Origin of the sequence: Paenibacillus sp. 2KB_22 (assembly GCF_052115745.1) — a bacterium.
Lineage (GTDB): Bacteria > Bacillota > Bacilli > Paenibacillales > Paenibacillaceae > Paenibacillus.
In genome coordinates this window covers 572,411-594,878 of sequence record NZ_JBFRHG010000003.1, presented here as the reverse complement: position 1 = coordinate 594,878, position 22,468 = coordinate 572,411, and the positions used below count along the sequence as shown (strand labels likewise).

Sequence of the window (22,468 nt, the reverse complement as noted above, 5' to 3'; positions counted from 1 at the left end):
GAATCTATCTAATCTACAGATAGGACACTACCCATTTTTATTATACTAGAGGAAATATACACCATACCATAACAAAAACCCTCACCCAAGTAGAATGAAGGTTGAACTTGTGAACGACAACAGCCCCAAGCCTATTAAATACATATATGATCTAGTCCATTCTTATCACTTCCCATTTAAAATTGCGTTTGCCCGCTGACGGAAATTCTTCGCCGCCGGTCATAGCAAGCGCTTCCAATCCATCTTGGGCAATGCCGGTCAGCTCTGTTCCTAATCGCGACCAGTTCACAACACTGGAGATCCCGTCCGAGATCATAAATTCATCATCGACCAACAAAACCTTGTACATCGTATGCAGCCTCCTGCCTTTTACCAGATCCATTCTATTATATGAGCATTATGCACAAATAGAGGGGAGAACGATGATTGACATGGTTATGAAGCATAACAAGTCTGATTTCTGAACAATCCTGTCTCATCTCATCGAGAAAAATCATCCACTAGCCGGCTATTGGAGCTGGTCCCTTCAAAGACAAGAAAACCCTCACCCCGCTATAGGGTGAAGGTTAGCCTCGCTTCATTTTTAAAATAACCAGGGTGCAGAAGGCGTATTTACGTTACAACGTTACGTATCCATCCCATACTCCTTCACTTCACGATTACGGTTCAACACTGCGTGCAGTACAAAACCAAGTACCGCAATTGCCGCTGTGCCCGTTGCCAGCCACGCTACAGGAATAAGCCCTTGCTTGTCATACATGACCCCCATCGCATATGGCCCGATAACCCGTCCAACCGCACCGATCCCACCCGATATCCCGATGTAAAAAGGAGCAGCTCTGCCCGCATGCTCCGAGATAAATGCAGGCGTTGCAGGGGAGATCAACATCTCCCCAAACGTGGCAAGTACCATGGCGAGCACCATGCCCGGATAGCTGTACATGGTAATCATGACAATGTAGGCCATGCCATAGAATACCGCACTCGCGGTCATCTGGGCCGTAGAGGTACGGGCCATGGTCCGTTTCACCCAACTGGTGAAAGGTTATCCTACAAAGATCAGTACCCCGTTCAGGGTCCAGAGCAGACCGTACATTCTTTTCTCCATTCCCTCAGAAATGATATACGGAGATACGCCGGTATTCCATATGGAATTGCCGAATAACAGGAACAACACGCCCAAGCTCATAAACAGATATAATCGGGTATTGCCCAGCAATGCCCAGACGCCCGGCCCATCGGGAACAGTTTTGCGTTTCGTCAGATGTACTTCCCCCTGATCCGGTTCAACCCGCGACAGATAATACCAGAAGAACATCGCAAATCCGGCTGAAGTCACTCCGTTCAGTACAAAGCTGAGGTGATAGGAAAAGTCAGCCAGAAAACCACTCAGCGCCGTACCAATCGCCACCCCGATATTGTTCGCTACATAGATAATATTGAATAGTTCACCGCGTCTCTCCGCAAACCGGAAGCCGATAAAGGCTTGAATCGCTGGCAGCGACAATGAACTGAACAAGCCAATCCAGCCCATGGCACATATAAATACGACCCAGTACGCGCTAATCCAGGGCAGCGCAAACAGACCTAATGCATTAAGCGCCAGTGAGCCAATGATCAGCTTCTTCACGCCCACCCGGTGATACAAGGACCCTCCAAGCAATTGTCCAAAGATGCCACCCAGGGACTGAATGAGGATTACAAAACCCGCGTTGGCCATCGTCCGTCCTAGCTCATCAAACACATACATGGTGGTCAGCGGCCACATCAAGGCACTACCGGTTGCGTTAACCAGACTTGCCAGCAAAAAAACTCTCACTTCTTTTGGATAGTTATCCAGCCATCTCATCATCTCTAGTTCATTCTCCTTAATACGCTACAAAACGTGTTCCCATACCAAAAAAACCTTTGCCCTGACGGCATAACCAGCCAGAGCGAAGGCCTTTGGAAGTGTTACATGTATTGCTCTTTAGATCCTGCTCAAGTTCTATCCTTTGTTCATCTTACCTCAAAAACATCCCGCTGCAAGCACACTCATTGACGCTTCACTTCGACAGTGGCCGAGAAGAATGTAGCCCCGTTGCCCATGTCCGACAACCGATTGGACGTGAGTGAATTGGCTCTCTGCTTCTTGCCTTCCCCATCCCACCATAAGCCTTGGCTGATGACGGTTCCCGGCAGCATGGCTTCACTCACCTTGGCGGTAAGTTCGATACGCCCACGATCATTCCATACGACTACTGCATCGCCATCCTGCACGTTTCTGCGAGCAGCATCCTCGGGGTGCATTTGCAATAAAGGCATCTTTTCCAAACGCTGGTGTTTGGCTGAGTTACCGAAGGTCGAGTTCAGGAAATTATGGTTTGGCGGTGACAGGAACATCAACGGATACGTATCGGCAGGTCCAGCCGGATTCTCCCCATCATATCCTTCAATCAGAGCGCTATAGGTAGGGAGCGGTGGAAGCCCTCGCTGTTCCATTGTCTCCGAATACAATTCAATTTTGCCTGAAGGCGTGGGCAGCTGATCCAGAAATGCAGCATGTGACGACATATCCAGCTTCACGAAACGGTGTTCCTTCAGTCCTTCTAACGTAACTCCATTCATGTAAGGATTGCCTGTACCCTGGAGTGCGTCCTTAATCATCTGTTCAGGCGTTTCTCCGAAGATTGCAGGATCATACCCCATGGCCTGCCCAAGCAGGGAAAACAACTCTACATTACTCTTGCTCTCTCCAATCGGTACAATCACTGGCTCTTGCAGATGAACGTACTGATGCCAATAGGAGGCATACAGGTCCGTCGCTTCAAATGAAGACGTAGCGGGCAATACGATATCTGCATATTTTGCCGTATCCGTCATGAACAGATCATGCACAACCGTGAACAGATCTTCCCTTGCAAAACCTCGCTCCACTCGTTCCGTATCCGGTGCCACCACCAGTGGGTTGCTGCAGTAGACCATCATGGCCCGGATCGGCTGCTCCGCTTCCAGCAGCGCTTCACCAATCCGGTTCATGTTCACCACCCGCGGCTCCGAATTCTGCCGCAGTTCCGGACGTTCCAGCGAATCGCTATTCGTGCTCACGTAACTGTTGGTACGCACGGCACCGCCGCCTTGTTTCAGCCATTGCCCTGTAATGGCAGGCAGACAAGCTACGCTACGCACGTTCATACCCCCATTATCATGGTGCTGGAGGCCATTGCCGATGTGAATATGGGCTGCCTGTGCGTTGCCATACCGTTCAGCCAACTCCACAATGGTCTCCTCGGGCACACCAGTAATGCGTGCAACGCGTTCAGGGGTGTAACTGCGGACATGATCACGTAGTGCCTCATGTCCTACCGTATACTTTTGCATAAACGCTTCATCCGTCAGTCCCCGTTCAAACAGCACATGCATCAATCCGAGCGCCAGTGCACTGTCTGTGCCTGGGTACAGAGGAATAAACCAGTCGCCCCATTGAGCAGTACGATTGCGATGAACGTCGATTACGACGATCTGGGCGCCTTTCTTGCGTGCTTTCTCCGCCAAAACGACCTGATGCATATTTGTACTGACGATATTGCCGCCCCACACCAGGATGAGATCCGCATGCTCCGTATCTTCCGGCACCGTTCCATGGTTGGCTCCCATCGTATATTTCCAGCCCGTATTTCCGGCGGCATTACAGATCGTCTGCTCCAGCACACTTGCACCTAGTGCATTGAAGAAACGTCGATCCATGCCGTCTACGCCGAGAATGCCCATGTTACCGTAGAAGCTGTAGGGCAGGATGCTCTCAGGCCCGTAGGTTTCGGACAATGCAGTGAACTTGGTCGTAATCTCCTTAATTGCTTCATCCCAACTGATTCGTTCGAACTTGCCTTCACCCTTGGCTCCAACACGTCTCATCGGATATTGCAGACGCTCGGGGTGATACACCCGCTCCGTCATATTTCTAACTTTATTACAAATGGCACCCTTGGTTATCGGATGGTCCGGATTGCCCGCCACCTTCACAATTTTGCCGTTCTCTTTATGTAATAACAGACCACAAGTGTCTGGACAATCGAGCGGGCATACCGCTGCAAATACCCCATTCTCCTGATCGATCATCGTATGGCTCCCCCTCTGTAAAAGCTATCCCTATATCATATCTTCTCCGAGGTTATCACGTAAAGAGAACAGTATCTTTTTGCTTCATATTCACCGCTATAGCGGCTTCGAAATATTTTTAAAAAAATGTTATGCCAATTGATTCAACTTCAGAATACAGGGGTAAATTAAAAATAAGGCATTAGGCTAGTGTTTCCCCACTTCCTCCTCATGCCATATCATGGACCACTCCCGAAATTCGCCATGAACAGGTTTCGTTCCCCCGAACCTTTTCATGGCGAATTTATTTTGCGTTAACATCCAACAAAGACATTACACAAAAAAAACGATTCCGACCTGCTCCATCACAGCATATTCGCCATGAAACGGAGCAAGATCAGAATCGTCTTCACTTCTATGTGTATATGAAGCATAAGTGTCGGGTCATGCATTGTAATGTTATTACGCTACGCCTGCTTGCTCAACATCACTCTAGCCTCCGTCTCCACAGCTTCGATCGACGTTGCTACCTCCAGTTTCACTTTTGGCTCAGCTTGACGCAGGTACACCACCCAATAGGCTGCAGCTACAAACAGAGCACCTCCAGTCAGATTCCCAAGCCATACCGGAATGAAATTCATTACATATTGGCCCCACGAATAATGTCCTTCGAAGATTGCCGCCGGGATGAGGAACATATTAGCCACAACGTGCTGGAATCCAATAGCTACAAACGCCATCGTTGGAAACCAAATGCCCAGTACCTTGCCACTCATCGTATCCGATGCATAAGATAGCCACACGGCCAACGCGACCAGCCAGTTACAGCCGATACCGGAGATGAAAGCTTGCAGGAATCCGTCATGCAACTTGTGACCCGCCATATCCACTACTTTTGCCAGATATACACCCTCTCCGGTCAGACCAAGCACATGTCCAAACACGTACGCGACAAACAAAGCTCCAATAAAGTTACCAATCGTCACTAATGTTAGATTTTTCAACATGCTACCTACGGATAACTTTCGAGCAATCGTAGCGAGCGGAACAGCCATCATATTCCCTGTCAGCAATTCACCGCCACCTATGAGTACTAGCATCAATCCGACCGGGAACACTGCTGCTCCAATCAGATTAACCAAGCTTCCCCATTCAGCCGGTGCAGAAGCAATCACACGAATATCCAGCAGAAATCCCAGCGCAATAAAAGCCCCTGCCAGAAAACTGAGCACGAGTACAGAAGATACCGGATTTTGAGCCTTCTTCATGCCTGTTTGCGCCGTATATTGTGCAACCTCAAGAGGTGTTTTTGCTGCCATATCTTTCATCCTCTCCTTCATTGTTCTTCGTGGAATAAAACCGCCTGAATTTCTTTGTTGATACGTTGAATGCCATATCTCAATTGTATATGGGTATAGCGCGAAACTTTGTGCAAATTATCACAATGCGGTTTAAAAAAGATGCTTTTAAGATCGGCTTTGCATAGTTATGACAGCAAGAGACAGTTAGGCCTTATATAGCTAAAAAATCACAAAAAAGACTGACGATATACTCGCCAGTCTTCTTTTTGCTTATAATCGTCCGCCTTGTTTCGTATTCCTGGCAGTTATTGTACACCTTATATTTACAGATAAGCATGACTTATCTTTGTTTGGCGTTTATCAAGATCGCTGTTAAAACCATCGATTCTGCTTCCTTACACCATTGCTGGTGCTTTTACTTCTACCGGTGGCAGTGCTTGCAGACCAGCCGTGTTCAGGAAGTTCCACGGTTTGTTGTAATGTGGCTGGAAGAAGAAGTCGATGAAGGCCAGCTCATCTACGGTCATGTTGTTTTGGATGCAGACCGAGATCGTATTAATCGATTGGGTCAGATCAACCTGAGACATCACCTGTGCTCCAACGATCCGACGAGTAGCCTGCTCATATACCACTTTGAGCAACAGTTTCTCCGCCGTTGGCATGAACTCTGGACGATAGCTGTCTTCCAGTACTACCGCCTCCACAATCAGACCTTCGTCAGCAGCAGACATTTCAGTCATTCCTGTACCCGCGATATTTTGCTCATAAATTTTGATACCCGATGTTCCTTGTGTACCCATATACGGTGTCGTAGGACGAACCAGGTTACGGGCTACGAGTGTACCCATCCGCACGGCGTTAGTCGCGAGTGGAATGTAAGATGCTTTACCTGTCGGGTTGTAATGAATGGCGCAGCTGTCACCCGCAGCGAAGACGTCTTTTTGACTGGTTTGCATATATTTATCCACGATGATTGCGCCGTTTGGCAGCATATCCACTTGGCCTTTGAGCAGCTCGGTATTTGGACGGAAACCAATGCACAGAATAACCAGATCGGTTTCGAACTCCCCTTTGGACGTGATTACTTTGGTTACTTTGCCGTTCTCCCCAGTAAACTTCTGTACCGTTTGACCAAGAGCGAGCTTGATACCGCGTCCAGTCAGCGTATCTTCAATCGCATCCGTGAACTCAGGATCCAAATATTTATTCAGAATCCGGTCCACGCTGTCGATCAGGGTAACTTCCTTACCGTTCATCTGGAAAGCTTCCACCAGTTCTACGCCGATATATCCTGCACCTACAACGGTGACCCGTTTGGCATCTTTGGCTTTTTCAATAATTGTGTTGGAATGATTGTAGTTTTTGCATAGCAGAATATTATCCATCTCGATGCCTTCAAGTTTCGGAACGACAGGCCATGAACCTGTTGTCACGATCAGTTTGTCAAACGTATCTTCAAATTCTTCCCCGGTTTGCAGGTTTTTAGCCCGCAAGGTATGACCCTTGGCATCGACCGCTGTCACTTCGTGAAGCATCTTGGTCTCAACACCAAGCTCTGCCAATTGATTAGGCGAAGAATAGAACAAGCCGTCAGGGTCTTTCACAACTCCACCTACGTAGAGCGCAATGCCACAAGATAGGAAGGAGATATTGTCATTGCGCTCATACACGGTGATGGTAGCATCCGGGTACAATTTGGCGGTGTTTACGATGGCTGCGGTTCCTGCGTGTGTACATCCGATAACTGCGATTTTCATTAAAAGTTCCTCCTCGAAATATATAAATGAGTTTGAATATAACGTTATTATGGTTGTGAAATATTTCACTTCTTGTTCGAAACTGTATATGTGATTTATTTCACTTTATACACTCATTATAATGTGATCTTTTTCACATTTCAATAGGTTGAGCAAAAAAAAATTTGTCGAATGAGGTTATTCGCTGTATTTAAGCCTTTCTTCCCTTCATTGTATTGATTTCATTGTCCCCGGATTCGGGTTGGTTTATGCTATGCAATGGCTTCCGCGATCCCTGTCGTTCAATGCCTGCTGTACTCTGCATGGTTCCTGTCACGCTTGACATCACCGCGATGACAGCTGGAATAACTATCCCTTATGCTGCTTCAGTCAATTCTCCACCCGTTAGGATTACAACGGAGGTTCTATCCTCCAATAAGCCACGTATATAAAATAAAATAATCAAAGAAGCCTGTCCTTGCACATGCAAGGACAGGCTTCTCAAACAATCATGGTTTAACCGAGCAATTTCTCGATATCTGCGATCATTGTCTCAGGAGATTCTTTCGGTTCAACACGACCGACCACTTCACCTTCACGGTTAACAAGGAACTTGGTAAAGTTCCATTGGATGTCGCTTGTTTCACCTGCGCCAGGTTGTTGCTCCTTCAGGTATTGGAACAGGGGATGTGTATCCTTACCATTCACATCTACCTTGGCAAACACCGGGAAATTCACACCATAGTTAATCTGGCAAAATGACTCAGCTTCCTCACTTGTACCTGGCTCCTGCCCTCCAAACTGGTTACAAGGGAACCCCAGTACAACGAGACCCTGATCGCGATAACGATCATAGAGTTTTTGCAATTCACCGTATTGCGGGGTCAGTCCACACTTGCTAGCTGTATTGGCAATGACCAATACCTTACCTTGATACAGATCCAGTGAGACTTCTTGATTCGCGGTGGTTACCGCTTGATATGAATATACGGACATGACTGATTCCTCCCATGACAAGTGTTGGATTGGGCTGCTCCGAGCACGTTAGTATAACCAATGAACATACAGCCTGTCTTATTATTATAAACCTGATCCGATGTGATTACCAAATTCCGGGTCTCCCCATATTGTTTTGCTCCCATGAATAAGAATGAGCCGCGTGCATAGCGCACAGCGGCTTCATTCTTTCTATAATGCAGGACCAGCATATGGCCCATTCTGTTAACTTCCTGTCGCTTGAACGCGCTGTTCTGTCCGTCCTCCAGCATGAACCATTGCACTGTTCATGACCATCTGCTCCGGCTGCTTCGGTTGCTGGCGTTCGCCTGCAAGTGCATAGGGCAAGCAGAGTGGTACACCGGAACGCGGATCAATCACGATATCTGCTTCAATGTTGAATACTTCACGAAGCACATCCGAGTTCATGACTTCCACAGGTGAACCATGAGCAATGGCTTTACCTTTTTTGATACCAATCATGTGATGTGCATAACGGGAAGCATGATTCAAGTCATGTACAACCATAACAATGGTACGGTTAGCTGTGGCATTCAGCTGCTCAAGCAGTTGTAGTACTTCAAGCTGGTGAGCCATATCCAGGAACGTTGTAGGCTCGTCCAGGAAGAGGATATCCGTCTCTTGAGCAAGTGCCATGGCAATCCAGGCACGCTGACGCTGTCCACCGGACAGTTGATCAATCGGACGATCGTGGAATTCTGTCATGCCTGTCACTTCAATAGCCCATTCAATCATACGTTTGTCTTCCGCCCGCATGGAGCCAAATCCTTTTTGATAAGGAAAGCGACCATACGATACCAGTTCAGTAACGGTAAGTCCTTCAGGGGCTGTTGGATTCTGTGGCAAAATCGCAAGCTGCTTGGCAACTTCACGCGTGGATTGTTTATGGATGGACTTCCCGTCGAGCAATACATTACCTGCTTTTGGAGCCATAATACGTGCCATCGTTTTCAAGATGGTTGATTTCCCTGATCCATTGGCTCCAACAAGTGCTGTAATTTTTCCTTGGGGAATCTGAATATTCAGATCCTCTACAATTAGTCTTTCCTCATAAGCGATATCCAGCTTGGTCGTCTCCAGACGAAACATGCGATCATCCCTCTCTCATTTATCCCGGTTATGTAATCCGGCTATGACAACGAAAACGAAATTATAATTCTGTGTATTTCCGACGCAAATATCTTCTACACTAAAGATACTGATAATCATTATCATTTGTCAACATGAAAATGCAAATCTTCTGCTTGTTCCAAGCTTTATTCCGATCTTTTTAAGTAGTTTTAAGTTAATCTTTATAAATAAATATGAGAGCTTTTCTCATTCACTACGCGCATTTCATCACTTCCGCTTATCTCTTGAACTCTTGAATCGTTAAATTTGTGTCGGAAATGTGAATATATGATTTTTTCATGCGATTGCTGCATCCGGGGTGTGGATCAAAAAAAAAGATGACCTTGAAATCTAAAGTCCAAGGTCACCTCACATACGCTCGTTTAATAAGGTATGAAGTCCGCATTTTTCAATATTGGATCAAAAGCACTTAATAAATCTATGCAACATGCTCATATAAAATAACTTACAGCTTCGGCTGCGGCATCAATTGGATTACGGTCATGCCGCCTTGAGTACTCTGCACACTGGCAATACTCTCAGCATCAAGATCAGCTGGAAGATCGATCTGCAATCCATACGGATAGAGACGATCTGCATCTCCAATAGACATCTGTGCAGGAGTGGTCGCATCCTCTTCATTGGATACTGATGTGTCAGGCGATGTCGAACCTGTAGTAGCTTGATCTGCATCGTTGCCTTGATCCGTGTCTCCACTCGCAGCATTAGACGATGTATTCGCCCCTGTATCCGTTGTTGTACCGGTAACAGGATCTGAAGTGGAATCACCCGATGTTGATGGGTCTGCCTGTGGATCACCATCCTCCGCCTGCTCTGTGTTCCCCACGGTACCCGCTGACGTCCCATCCGCGCTTCCTTCGGAAGTACTTCCTGAACTACCATCAGAAGGCTCTTGGGTATCCGGCTCTTCATTCCGATTAAAGCTCTCCCACTTGCCTGTGGTATCCAGCTCCTGAGTACTGCCATCTTTCATTGTCAATTGAAGTTTGCCTTGCTCAAACTCAGTGCTTCCCGTATCGTTTCTGAAACGGATCACCAGTTGAGCAGTTGATTGCGTACCCTCCTGTTCACTCGCAGGAATCATATAAGCAATCTGCTCCGCAAGTTGTACCTCGGGTTCAGCCGGTATGGCAGGATCCTGGGTAGATGGAGGAGATGCCGCTGGCGGCTCTACAGAATCTTTCATCCATGCATATGTACCGCCAGCAATACCCAGAACCAGGATCAAGAGGAGTAACCCGAACAGATTCTTCCTTTTACCTGTCAGCATCCGCACCAGTGGAGAGGACAATTCCGTCTTCGCACGGTCATAGACGGGCTTCATTGTCTTGTTCGCTCTCGCATAATACGGTTTGAAAGCCGACTTCGACTTGAAAGCTTCACGGTCATGGGCCTTGAAATACGCCACGAGGGCATCCGCATATCCTTTATGTGCATTGGACCCCCGGACAAACATCCGCTGATTCCCTGACCATTCGAAGAATGGATACAGCCCTTCAGCACGGTCTGCATGGCTGCGGACGAATTCAATCAGGCCAGGGTAGTCCAGTCGGTTGCTACCGCTTCCTCCCCGATAAAAAGCCATCGGCAAAGCTTCATAGGCCGCAATCACCGGATGAGCCTGCAGCTCCCCGGCAAGCCAGCGACGTGTCCAGCGTTGAAGTTCATTGCGTTCTGGGAGGGAAAGTGCCTCCAATGCCTCTTCTTCATTTCCCTCGCCACTAAGCCACACTCTCGCAGCCAGCATCATGTTGGTTCGAGCAGATACATCAGCGCCCTGACGTGCTGCCCAATCCCGTACCTCATTGCCATGCTGCAATATATCGATGCTAAGTAGCTGCTCACGGTTAACCCGTTCCAGATCCAGATCCTGAATCATAAACAGGTTAATGACATAAGCAAGCTTGTCTGCAAGACGGGTTAACTCCTCCTGATATGCCGGATCTTGACCAACAGCCGGAGATCCCCCTTTTCGATTAGGGCGGGCTGTAGATTCAGACTGACCAATTCGTGCCGTAATACCTGTATCATAAATGCCTTCAGCTGGTACCCGATCCAGTATGCTAACGCGCTGGAGTGCTTCATTCGCAGATTGCACCGGACTCGGTGCAGAACGTAACCGTTCACGCAGCTCACCGGCTGTCCGCTCCAGCAAGAAACTGGAGTGGATTGCAGATGGATGGGACGTAACCCATCTTCGGATCACTTCCACGACGTTTGCTGCCGATTCGGTGCGTTTCAGTTGATTGTCCAGATAAGGCTCGAACAATAGCTTGGTGAGTGATTCATTGGCCAGCACTTTATCAAAGAAAGCCCGATTCAGCTGCGTATCCCGATCCAAGACAGCATACAATTCCTGCACAGCACGCATACGCTTCTGGGCGCGGGCATTATTCACACCATAGATGAAATAGTCCACAATCCGGGATTGCACCACGGGTGCGGCAACACTGAAATATTCTCCAATGTGAGCAGCAACCGCTTCTTCGGGTACGTTCTCACGCTTCACGCTGTCCAGTTCACGGCTGAGCAAGGTCAGGAACAGCTCGTTCAGACGCGAACGCTGCCGTGCTCCTCCTTCCGGCTTCAGATAGGTCAATAAACCACTCAGGACATGGCTTTTGTTATCCAAGTACAGATCTTCCATGCCTTGTTCAAGTCCATAGAACACCGAGAGTTCGCCATAGGCTTCGATGGAAAGCTCCCGTCCAGGCTCCATGCCAGACAACATCTCGTCGGCAAATGTATAGAACGCATCCGCAGCGCCCGGTTCCTGCAATAAGGCCCAGGCGAAGTCCGCATAAGGTAACTTCGCCACAGATGCATCCGCATGCGTCACTCTGCCGGATACCATATCAAAGGTGAAGTCCTTCTCCGTATTCCGGTCTTTCGGACGTAACGTCCCCCGCTCGACAAACTGGATATGGATGCCCTTCTTGGCCTGCGGCTCCTTGGCAAACGTCATGAATCCCAGCTGCCGCCGGAATGCGTATGGTAACGCCGTGTACAGCAAACGTAGCAAGCCTTTGGCCCCTGCGGTCACTTCTTCTGCGGGAAGGTCCAGCGCAATGTATACTTTTCTGCGTGTCGCTACGGACTGCATTACCGCGTAAAGCAGGCGCTTGAACAGCACTTCGTTCATCTTCAAGGCGCTCAGTATCTGGCTTGGCGATGAATCTGCACTCAGACTAGCGCCAGGTTGAGTCCATCCTTCTTGTCTAGCAGCTGCATCTCTTGCCGCACCCTGTCCGCTTCCAGGTGATATAGGCAATTCAGCAAGCGTAGGCAGTACTGTACCTTGTTCGATGTCATAGGACGTGGCGAACACGGCATCCAGCCAGCCGCCTTGCTTCATCTGTTCTTCCGAGCGCTCGGGAGACAAGACGTAATTATGAGCAAAAAAGGCACTGCGCAGCCCCGTGAAATCCGCAGACTGGTACACATTTTGCCCAAGAATGGTCTCTCCGCTCTCCAGATGAAGCAGATGAATGGAAGCCGGGAACTTCGTCTCGTCCTTCTCGCTACGGCCTGTTAGCTCCGCTGGAGCGTCATAGACACAGTAGGGGTGAAGCACTTTTTTGATAAAAGAAGGGTCCAGTCCCGGCGATGCCGCAACCGTATCAAACCCCTCTGTTGTGCGAAACACCCCGCGCCGCTCTCGGGTATACAATTGTTGTTCAATGGGCGGGGTTACGGAAGAACGCATCATCCCACTCTCCCCTCAATGTACTTCAGCTTGTAAAGCAGCCACAGGAAGGGTTCATCCACGCGGATCGGGCTAACCACACCCTGCAATTTCATATCTACCGGATTGCTGCCCAGCGCAGATACTGCGAAATAGGCTGTATCCTTGAAGTACACATCCATCGTGCCCTTGAACGGACGATCCACCTTCTCGATAAAACGGCGGATCTCCCCGTCGATATTCTCGAACTCGGTTAAGTCGAACCAATCGCGGTGAACCATGTTGCGGAAGACGTTACTGTTGGATTTGATATAATCCCCCTCTTCATCCTTGAGGGAATGCAGCATGTCGCTTTTGGTAAGCACAACAGCAGTTGGAATATTCGTTTTGGCTTTGTCCTGATACGCGATAAAATCTCCAAACATCGTCAGCACCACGTCGCGCGGCTCATCGTATCGTGGTGTCCACTCTCCCGGCTCATTGCCGAGGTTAATGCGGATTTTGTCCCGAATCGAACGAATCTGAAGCGGGTCCACCATGAACAGGATACCTGCCGAGTTCTTGATGTGCTGCCCGTGAAGTCCGAGATAATCCTGCTCCACCATACCCTCACCTGCGACGTCAAAAAACACCAGCGTCAGCGGTGCTTTATCTTCGTCCTTGAATACAAATTGGAAGATAAATGGCTCCTGCAGCTTCTCCTTCTGTGTGGAATCCAGCAGATCGCCCCGTTCGAACAACGGTTCTTCATAATCCGCACGAAATCGGCGGCTGATCTCCGCATTCAGTGGCATGCAAGCCGCGTCAAAATGATCGGCCGTATAATGCTGCAACGTATGGATCAATGAAGTCATGTAGACGGATTTCCCCACCTGGGATGCACCGATAATGGAAATGATATTGCTCGGTGCTTTACCCGCCGTAACAGGCAGCTCGTTATGACACTGCGGACACAGTCTGCGACGTGTAACGACACCGTACCGATCGTTCAGCCCCATCACGATGTTATCGGAATAAATCCGGTGTTCCTCCGGTACATCATGCGGAGCCAATACGGCCTCCATATCAAATACCGTGTCTAGTCCAAATCGCTCACGATACCGATTCAACTTCGCATCTTCCCCGAGTGCGTAGTCCTCATCATCATCGCGGTGATGGGCGGCGCGGAACACCACCTCTTCCGGTGAAAACTTACTAAAACAATAAGGACAGACAATATCGTAAAACAGCGGGCGTTCCTCCGGCTGTTGTCTCTTCAAAAACCGACTAAAAAAGCTCATAGCCACTCCCCTCCCTGATCAGTCAGACTAAGATGATTTACACTCCCACTACGATGACAGATTAACCTTCCAATCGCTGTTATCCCCAGATTTTTTTTGATTCCCTTTTCTAAAGGGAAAAATCCGGTGATAAAGGCGAACGCTTCGCTTTTTCAGGTTATTTCTGTCCTCTCCGTTTCTGTGTAAAAAATTAGCCTAACGATCTAGTTTGATATTAATCTATAGGCGGCTCCATATTTCGGTCCGTCCGTGAAGAATAACCGCACATAATCATCCTTGGCGACTTCCACGGGCGGCATCTCATTTCTTCCGGGAGCAAAATCACTCACAAAAGGATACACCGTACCATCTTCCTTATTCAACGGAACCCCGCCCTGTTTGCGAACATAACAGAGGGCTTCCTTCGGAACGGGCACTTCCGCTGTGACGGTGATCAATACACTTTTTCGTTTCTGAAAAAAACCGCTCTTGTAGCGAATGGAAAAGCGGATATCCGCCTTCCCAGCGCTTGCAATCACCATATTGTCCTCATCTCGTTGACGGATCAGCACAGGCCCATCTTCCTGCATCTGACACACATACACCGTGTACTTGATGGCACCAAAACCTGTGATCCGATCCGTATAACCATTGCTCGCCTTATATTCCTCTCTCGTGTACAGCTTCAGCTTGCCCTGTGCAGGCTCTTCCCCGATACGATCATCGCTCATCATATCCAGCTCCAGCCGTTCCACATATACAGCTTCTACCCGTTCCGGCCAGAGCCAGCGAAGTGTACAACGTCCTTCGTCCACCGCAAGTGTCAGTTTTCGAATCAAGGGTGTCGAAGGGTCAGCATCCGTAAATCGCATTTCCATTGACCTCCCGACGTTAGAATCCTTTGCTGCGTGTATCTCTAGGTCTCTGACCGAATCCTTCAGCTGAAGAAGTTCCGCCGCCAGCTTCACGACGACCTCGGCTCTTCCGTGGCGTGTTCTCCTTGATTGGAACAATCCAGGAGAACAGGGTCAATACGCCTGACAAGATAAGCATTGCACCAAGTCGTACGAAGGTATCCCCCACGTTCGAACCGTCGAGGCCCCATTCCAGCAAAAGCCCTGCCAGAAGACCCGACACCGCTCCACCAATACCAAAGCTGAGCGCGAGATGACGATTATCGAATACGAGTCCGAGTGATACACCCAGTGCTACTCCAATCAGCAATACGGCTGCCACACGGAAAATCGCCAGATAAACGCTATGTTCCATCATGCCTGTACGTTCCGTCACCAGCGTCCGCTCATCAATCGTATCGTAGATCTGCTGGAATGCCAGATTCAGACCACCTGAGTCCGGTACATCATAGTACATGCCACCCGTTTGCTGGGCAATATTACGCAGCAGATCCGTACCCGATGGGTCCACCAGGCTTAGGCCCACCGTATTGATGGAAATCTGTTCCTTGGTATATTGGGACAAGATATCGGCCGTATCCGCTTCACTGAAGCCATCGGATAACAAGATGACGACCGTACCACGTTTCGGGTCCTGTTTGCCCTGAATCTGTTCCATGCCTTCCCGCAGCACGGCATCAAAATTGGTGCCGCCCGAAGTCGTGACAATGCCATCTATTTTGCTATAAACCTCATTTTTGGCCGCTTCACTATCTAGCGCAATAAAGGGCTGCAACAACTGCGGCTGGTCATCAAACGTAATGACAGCTACCTGTTTGTCACTCTCCATTTGGCTGATCAGTGTCTTGGCTGCTTCAAAGCGTCCGTTATCCGGATCTGTATCATTCATGCTGCCCGAGTTGTCGATCATCAGTACGATGTCCTTCACTTGCTTCACACCGCCCGGATTGATCTGATACAACAATTGCAGAGCGAGTCCAACAACAAACAACAGAGCCAGCGTTGCCGGAACAAGCAATTTCCACGACAGTCCCAGATATCGGAGCTTCCATGAAGCGCCATTCAGCTTGGGTGAGATCATCTCGGCAATCAAACAGAACAATCCTACGCTAAGCGCCAGTACGCCAAAGTATAATCCCATTAGCAACAGACGTGGCATCTGCCCAAGCCATTGACGCAGCATGATTTCTCCTGCCGCAAAGCCCACTGCCCCGCCAATCAGGCTGAACAGGACCAGGAGAAGATTGATTTTTCGCTGCATGTCTACATGCATCCTTTCCATACCAGCTGTAAGCAGGCTGAGTTAATACAAGATTGTAGCAGGTTGAACCCATTTTAGTGAGTTATGAAATTGATTCTGATAATTATTCGGTGTACTGGATGGAGAACAGATCTGCGTCCAATCACGGAGTTGCAGACAAACATCATGTTTGCCCGGCGCAACTTCGCATCAGCAGCCCCTTTGCACCTCCCTTCCATCCATATTACCGCGAAACTTCTTAACGGATGGGTGACAACTTCTCCACTAGACCTGCGGGGTGAAGTTCATAACCATTCTCCGTGTACGAGTCATAATATACCTTGCCGTTCCGATACACCATGAGATCCTCCAGATGGAAACCGCCCATCAGATTCAGCTTCTCTACACCACTGCTGCGTTCTTCGTACACAACACCCAGCTTATAGATGCGTGAAGTCTCTTCGGCATGCGCCGCGTAGTCCATGAATGCACTATGATGGTCACCAAAGAAATACTTCTCTTCATACCGATGTTCCTGCGTATAATCGAATACCCGTACCCGAACGACCGCCTGATCCTCCAGCGTGTGGTACAACCTGCGGAACAGATCATCCCGGGTCAATACATCTTTGTCCCCGTAGGCAATCGTTACATTGGCCCGCTGCAACAGCTCTTCTTCAAATGGCAATCGCAACGGCTCGGCCGTAAGCAGCAACGAGTGACATACCTCCATCAGACGTTTCAGCAGACGTTCATCGCCTTCTGTGGCAAGCCGGTTCATGTCTCCCATGTAACGGTCCTCAAACCATACATCCCGTCCGCGCTTGGTTTCCAGGTCGATGATTAGCTCTTCCGTCACTTTGCCGTAGTACTCCATCACGTTCTGACCGATGTATTCATCCGCAGCAGCGATACTTTGGGTAGCTGTCTCTCGCAGTGTGCGTTCCAGCGCTTCAAGTGCTGCTGTCACGTGGCGACTGAATTGGTGAAGCTCTTCCAACTCCGTATCGTAGATGCGCAGCAGATGTAATTCATTTTCCAGTCGCAGCAATTCTACCTTCGGTACATACACTCGCTCCAGCATGCAGTCAATCAGATTGCGTACATTCTGTTTATCACGGAACAACGCTCGTTTGAACGACTGATCTTCCACCCTCTCTTGCTGACGTTGCTCCAGCAGAGCACGTGCCGATTCAAGCTGCATCGATTTATCCCGAATCAGTCCGAGCAGCGCTTCACGTACACTGCCAGGCTCACTGTCACTCCAGGCTGCCCACTGGAAGTAACCAACCTCTGGATACTCCGCGCGGGATTGTTCGGCCTGACGGCGCAGAGAGCCGCCAGAACTGCGCTCGCGCACACGCTCTTCGACAAGACGGACGACGTTATCACGGAAGTACGCTTCAGCTCCTTGTCCGAACAACGCTCTCTCCGCTTCACGAAGCGAGAGCGGCTTCAGATCGGAGAAACTGACGTTATGCGTCATGATGCCACTCATGCCACTAACCAGATCTTCACTCGGCAGCAGGCCTTCGACTTTGCGTTCCACCGAGGCCGCGTCCAGTCCGAAGAAAGCGAGCTTGTCCTTGATGCTCCAATCCGGCTCCTGCCGCATGCGTGCAAGAAGATACCGGTACATGTGATATAACACCGCCAGTGCTATCGGCTTGTTTGGCCGCCTGATCTCGGCAAAACCCGCACTTGCATAACCATGCTGATCAGAGGTGGTCCGAATATTGTTTTTGAAGGATGTATTGTTGTAGGTGTTCGTTCCCGTGCTTGAAACGGTACCCGAGTGAGTTGCATCCTGCTTCCTGTTCTTCAACAGGCAGATCCGGCAGATGATCTCGGCATTTTCAATCCAGCCACCGGGAACGCCGGTTCCACGCTCATTTTTGTCGGACAACAGATATACCAGATCAAACAACGGTGAAGCGTGATGTGTAACCGGAATGGAGATCCCATCCTCCGTCACCAGCAGATTACCGCTGAACGTGTAGTCCAGCGACTGCATATAATCCAGCTCCCTTAGAAAAGCAAGGCCTGCTGCGCTGGCATAACCGAAGGAATCCACCTGTTCCATCTCGCTGACCAATACATGCAGATCCGTCTGCACCGACTTGAAGGCTTGAGACAAAATGGTCTCCGTCAGCTTGGTGAGCTCTGGCAACAATACATTCAACGGATCATCCGCTCTGGTTACCACCGTAACGTAAATCCGATCAAATGACGAGTACAGCCGACCATATTCGGCAATGCGGTTACTGACCCGACGAAGCGTACGATTCAGGTCAAAGAGCGCCTGATCCGATTCGTGGAAACTGCGGTGTACATCTTTACGCCTTGTTTTGGACGGTCGCTCCGTCTGCCCAGCAGACAGAGGCAAGCGATGACGAGTTACCTGACCATCATCGGACGAGCCACCATTCCTCGTTTCACCTGGACCCGCTTCCTGATCATCAGTCCCAATCTGGATGTAGACCACACCGTCTCCGTTATCCCATTTCAGCCGATTGATCTCCTGCACGGCAGACACGGCAGGTGCAACCAGATCACCCACAAACAGGAACAGCGCCGGGTAATGGATACTGCTGCGTCCATCACCCAGGCTGCCTTGACGCTCCTGCTCTATTGCATACTGTGTTGCATACTTCTCCAGATCACGCTTCAGGGTATTGTTCGAATTGAACTCCATCCCGGCCGCCACCCTTACTTCAGCCTTCTGCGAATGTCGTTCAGCTTGGACGACATCGTTCTGTAGAACTGATAGATGTCTTCTCCGTTAGCCAATTCTACCCGCTCATATTCGAGGCGATCACGTGATTCCATGAACAGCGCAGCCAGATCATCCAGCTTCGTCAGCAATGGAGTGATATCTTCTGAAGCCGTCAGATCATTATCGCGGCGGGAGGCTTTGCGCAGCAATGTACTGCGATCCTTCTCCGCCAGACCGCGGAAGTTGCCAAACACTTCATATTCGGCAAAATTGCGGCTCTTCATCAAGTTCGCGAATGGCTCCCATGCGTCTTCTTCCGGGTCACGGTCATAGACGTAGAGCGCACCTTTTTTGACGATGGTGTCGGTATATAACGCTTCGATGAAGCGGTCGTACCACTGCTCTTCGTCTTGGTACTGGGCAAGAATGCCTTCGAGTTCTGCGACCTTGGCCGAGATGGCATTCATCTTCGCCAGTTCCTCACGTACACGTGCGATCAGCTGCGGAGAGCGTACCAGGTTTTCTTTGGCCATATCTTCATTAATACTGCCGAAAATATCCTTAACCCCTACACGCGGCAACCCTTCGGATTGCAGACGTTTCAGTTCAATCACGGCCCGCTTCACTTCGCCGAGGTTCGGCGTGGTGGACGTCAGACGCATGTCGTAGGCTCCCAGTTTGACGGACAAGTCAAATGCTTCTGTTGTCACAATCGCATACCGGTTGCTTGTATTCTCATCAATGGATTTGGCTATCACGATGTTGTATCCGAGCGCCTGCTCGAACTCGTTACGCACACGAGCATTATACTGCTTCACACGGGCGTTCTCGTACACATCTCCCCATGATTTCTCTGGAATCGGAGACGGCAGATAGGTCCAGTTGTTTTTCTCCGTTTGCACCAAGTGTCGACCAATGCCTTCTTTGTCCAGAATGGTACGTTCATAGCTTTCCTCATATACTTTGAGCGGAGTATACACAAAGAGCGGTACCCCGTTGCGGGTATTCAGCCAGAAGATCCGGTTACGCACTTCACTTTCCTTGACGGTAAAATGGGACTTGCCCACCGCATTGTTCTGATAATTACGTATCCCTTTCAGAATGCCCGGCGCCTGTGCCGGTACCGATACAAATCCCCATGAAGGGAAATGCAGACTGCCCGTACTGTTGCTCAGATTGAACACCGGAACGGCCTCATCATCCAGCTTGCCAGCAATGAAACGTTCCACGAATTTCTCGACCGACTCATCCTGACCGTATTTGATCACCAGGAAATCTTCCATGGAACGGGTAATCAGATCACCGAATTTCTCACTCAGGAAGTCGGAGATGGAGCTGACGATATCAATCTCGTTCTCTTTCACCCACTGGCTGGAGTTTTCCAGCAATTCACGGGAGAAGTCGCGGATCAGATCATCTGTATCACGCTTATCCAACAGCCCATCCACCACGCTGACGATATCCGGTACACTTACGACGTTCCAATAGTATGTCTTGTTGCCTTTGTGATCGGATTGTTCCTCGCCGCGTGTCAGCAGGTCGCCGTTCTTCGCGAATATCGAGCTAAGGGCGTTCAGCGTCTCGGTAAATACGTTATAAATGCGGCTGTTTTCCTGATTCAGCAACTCATACAGATCTTCATAGAACTCGATCATCTGATCGTTGCGTTCCACGTCGGCGTGAAGCCAGTACTCATGAATTTTTGCTTCAATATAAGCATTCTTTTTCTTCTCTTTGGAGACAAAAGCACTCTTAGCATCGCCCAGTTTCTCTTCGGACTGCTCCTGAGCCGCTTCAATATCACGCGGAATACGGAAGGCATTCTCACGCAGGGTTTCGATGTATGACTGAATCATCTTCAGTACACAGAATCCTTTTTCTGTATATATTAGACGGGAGACATAGAACGGACCTTGTTCGGGATGTAAAAACATACGCCGGATCTGTTCGGTGAACTGACCTGCAATCTCACCTGGCAGTTGTTTCTTCGCCTTGATATATTCTTCACGGGCACGTGCCAGGAAGTTCTGTTCCAGTTCGGTGTCCATATTCACAACCTGGGATTTCACCACGTTGCCATAGGATAGGCGCTCGCTGTTCTGATAACCAGGCAGCGGCTCTGGCACGCGCGCTTCAAAGGACTTGACCACACCTTCGAGATCAATACCCAGCTTGCGGGCAAACTTCTCGGTATCCTCCTGGTTCGGTGCTTTGGAGAACATGGTGTTCATTTTGTCGAACATGCGATACGCCAGATACGTGGTCATCTCTTCGATCGGCAGTACAGCCGAAGAGGCACCAATGATGTTGTAATCATAGTTGGCCGGGTACACCTTGTTCATCTGTGCAATATTGGTTCGAATGTTGCTGATATAGTCATGGATCGCGAACTCCTCACCTGACTGCTTCTCCTCACTTGCCATGAAGTTGGTAATGTTCTCGGCCGTGACGTTCATGCAGTAATCGTAGGCGTTCTCCAGCAACTTGCCTTCGGTATTCGTCGCAGAGATCAGATGACACAGGTTAAATGGCGGCAATGGTGAGTTGACGGTTAAAATATTGCCGTACTTCTGCGTAAACCGCTCGCCGCGGCTATCCACGTTCATCCAGTAATCCAGCTCTTTGAGTGCCGCATAACCGTTCTTGCGAATGTATTCGCGCGTGTGTTCGCTCAAGCTTTTGTTGGACAAGTTCACGTCTGGCGTGAACAGGTAGCCCAGCGTATTCACGCGGTCAATCCCGGCAGAGCCGTGATCCCGTTCGATAATGCCGCGCACGATATAGGAAATATCGAGGAAGCAACCGCTGCCTGTACCGCCAGACAGACCTGTCAGCAGGAACACCATCAGTTTTTTGTTGGTGCCTACAGATAAGGTTTTAATCTTTTTGTCGATGGCCTGCACGACCTGATTAATTTTGGTGAACAGGAGCAGACGTCCAGCCTGACGCACACCTGCGGCGCCGTTCATGCCGTCCGTGATGCTCAGTTCCGGAGACAGCCAGTCCGTAATATACGGCTCCAGCACGCTGCGATTCTGAAGAAGTCCGCCAATCTCGGCATTGGACAGCAATACGAATTCATTGATCGGATCGAGTCCGATTCCTTTATACTTTTTAGCGCGATCCTGTTCGTTTGTTTCAAAAGCCAGAAACTCCACATTGTCCGGCTTGTCCATTTTTTTCTTGGACACCGGGTCCTGTGGCAGCTTGAAACGACGGTTGATCTGATATTTCAGTCGCAGCAGTGCATCAATTCCCGTTCCTCCCAGACCAATAATCAGAATGGGGTTATCAATGGTATCGACTCTGATCTTCTCACTGACAATACCTCCGCCAAGTGATACATCCAGTTGCTGAATATGTTCTCTAACAATCGGTTTCATTCCATGTCC

General features: G+C 49.3%; 12 protein-coding genes and 1 pseudogene. All 13 read right to left on the bottom strand.

Features of this window, described 5'->3' with window-relative positions; genetic code table 11:
* Window positions 1-151: 151 nt before the first annotated feature.
* Window positions 152-349 (bottom strand): hypothetical protein, encoded by a 198-nt coding sequence (locus AB4111_RS21465; protein ID WP_442033150.1) that lies wholly within the window; start codon window positions 347-349, stop codon window positions 152-154.
* Window positions 350-625: 276 nt separating this feature from the next.
* Window positions 626-1,849 (bottom strand): annotated as a pseudogene (locus tag AB4111_RS21460) (MFS transporter).
* Between the two features lie 185 nt (window positions 1,850-2,034).
* Complete coding sequence (locus AB4111_RS21455; protein WP_442033149.1) at window positions 2,035-4,098, bottom strand: molybdopterin-containing oxidoreductase family protein; 2,064 nt, start codon at window positions 4,096-4,098, stop codon at window positions 2,035-2,037.
* Between the two features lie 446 nt (window positions 4,099-4,544).
* Window positions 4,545-5,396 carry a formate/nitrite transporter family protein gene (locus AB4111_RS21450; protein WP_442033148.1) on the bottom strand — a complete coding sequence of 284 codons (852 nt, stop codon included), beginning with the start codon at window positions 5,394-5,396 and terminating at the stop codon, window positions 4,545-4,547.
* Between the two features lie 377 nt (window positions 5,397-5,773).
* On the bottom strand, window positions 5,774-7,135 hold the full coding sequence (locus AB4111_RS21445) for an FAD-dependent oxidoreductase (RefSeq protein ID WP_442033147.1): 1,362 nt from the start codon (window positions 7,133-7,135) through the stop codon (window positions 5,774-5,776).
* A 495-nt stretch (window positions 7,136-7,630) separates the two neighbouring features.
* Window positions 7,631-8,110 (bottom strand): glutathione peroxidase, encoded by a 480-nt coding sequence (locus tag AB4111_RS21440; protein ID WP_442033146.1) that lies wholly within the window; start codon window positions 8,108-8,110, stop codon window positions 7,631-7,633.
* Window positions 8,111-8,335: 225 nt separating this feature from the next.
* Window positions 8,336-9,220: an ABC transporter ATP-binding protein gene (locus tag AB4111_RS21435; protein WP_442033145.1), complete on the bottom strand. Its 885-nt coding sequence runs from the start codon at window positions 9,218-9,220 to the stop codon at window positions 8,336-8,338.
* 487 nt (window positions 9,221-9,707) lie between these two features.
* Window positions 9,708-12,971, bottom strand: a complete 3,264-nt coding sequence (locus AB4111_RS21430; protein ID WP_442033144.1) for a GAP1-N2 domain-containing protein — start codon at window positions 12,969-12,971, stop codon at window positions 9,708-9,710.
* On the bottom strand, window positions 12,968-14,227 hold the full coding sequence (locus AB4111_RS21425; RefSeq protein WP_024632789.1) for a TRAFAC clade GTPase domain-containing protein: 1,260 nt from the start codon (window positions 14,225-14,227) through the stop codon (window positions 12,968-12,970). Before AB4111_RS21425 ends, AB4111_RS21430 begins: the two co-directional genes overlap by 4 nt.
* Window positions 14,228-14,430: 203 nt before the next feature.
* Entirely contained in the window at window positions 14,431-15,078 is a 648-nt protein-coding gene (locus AB4111_RS21420; RefSeq protein ID WP_442033143.1) for a beta-mannanase, read from the bottom strand.
* Between the two features lie 19 nt (window positions 15,079-15,097).
* Window positions 15,098-16,381, bottom strand: a complete 1,284-nt coding sequence (locus AB4111_RS21415) for a vWA domain-containing protein (RefSeq protein ID WP_442033142.1) — start codon at window positions 16,379-16,381, stop codon at window positions 15,098-15,100.
* Between the two features lie 238 nt (window positions 16,382-16,619).
* Window positions 16,620-19,055 carry a transcription initiation factor TFIID gene (locus AB4111_RS21410; protein ID WP_442033141.1) on the bottom strand — a complete coding sequence of 812 codons (2,436 nt, stop codon included), beginning with the start codon at window positions 19,053-19,055 and terminating at the stop codon, window positions 16,620-16,622.
* Window positions 19,056-19,069: 14 nt separating this feature from the next.
* Window positions 19,070-22,459 carry a tubulin-like doman-containing protein gene (locus AB4111_RS21405; RefSeq protein ID WP_442033140.1) on the bottom strand — a complete coding sequence of 1,130 codons (3,390 nt, stop codon included), beginning with the start codon at window positions 22,457-22,459 and terminating at the stop codon, window positions 19,070-19,072.
* Between the last annotated feature and the right edge of the window lie 9 nt (window positions 22,460-22,468).

What these genes read in the sequence shown, in the direction of transcription:
- AB4111_RS21465 (WP_442033150.1), bottom strand. Translation starts at nt 349, where the DNA reads ATGTACAAGGTTTTGTTGGTCGATGATGAATTTATGATCTCGGACGGG.
- AB4111_RS21455 (WP_442033149.1), bottom strand. Translation starts at nt 4,098, where the DNA reads ATGATCGATCAGGAGAATGGGGTATTTGCAGCGGTATGCCCGCTCGAT.
- AB4111_RS21450 (WP_442033148.1), bottom strand. Translation starts at nt 5,396, where the DNA reads ATGGCAGCAAAAACACCTCTTGAGGTTGCACAATATACGGCGCAAACA.
- AB4111_RS21445 (WP_442033147.1), bottom strand. Translation starts at nt 7,135, where the DNA reads ATGAAAATCGCAGTTATCGGATGTACACACGCAGGAACCGCAGCCATC.
- AB4111_RS21440 (WP_442033146.1), bottom strand. Translation starts at nt 8,110, where the DNA reads ATGTCCGTATATTCATATCAAGCGGTAACCACCGCGAATCAAGAAGTC.
- AB4111_RS21435 (WP_442033145.1), bottom strand. Translation starts at nt 9,220, where the DNA reads ATGTTTCGTCTGGAGACGACCAAGCTGGATATCGCTTATGAGGAAAGA.
- AB4111_RS21430 (WP_442033144.1), bottom strand. Translation starts at nt 12,971, where the DNA reads ATGATGCGTTCTTCCGTAACCCCGCCCATTGAACAACAATTGTATACC.
- AB4111_RS21425 (WP_024632789.1), bottom strand. Translation starts at nt 14,227, where the DNA reads ATGAGCTTTTTTAGTCGGTTTTTGAAGAGACAACAGCCGGAGGAACGC.
- AB4111_RS21420 (WP_442033143.1), bottom strand. Translation starts at nt 15,078, where the DNA reads ATGCGATTTACGGATGCTGACCCTTCGACACCCTTGATTCGAAAACTG.
- AB4111_RS21415 (WP_442033142.1), bottom strand. Translation starts at nt 16,381, where the DNA reads ATGCAGCGAAAAATCAATCTTCTCCTGGTCCTGTTCAGCCTGATTGGC.
- AB4111_RS21410 (WP_442033141.1), bottom strand. Translation starts at nt 19,055, where the DNA reads ATGGAGTTCAATTCGAACAATACCCTGAAGCGTGATCTGGAGAAGTAT.
- AB4111_RS21405 (WP_442033140.1), bottom strand. Translation starts at nt 22,459, where the DNA reads ATGAAACCGATTGTTAGAGAACATATTCAGCAACTGGATGTATCACTT.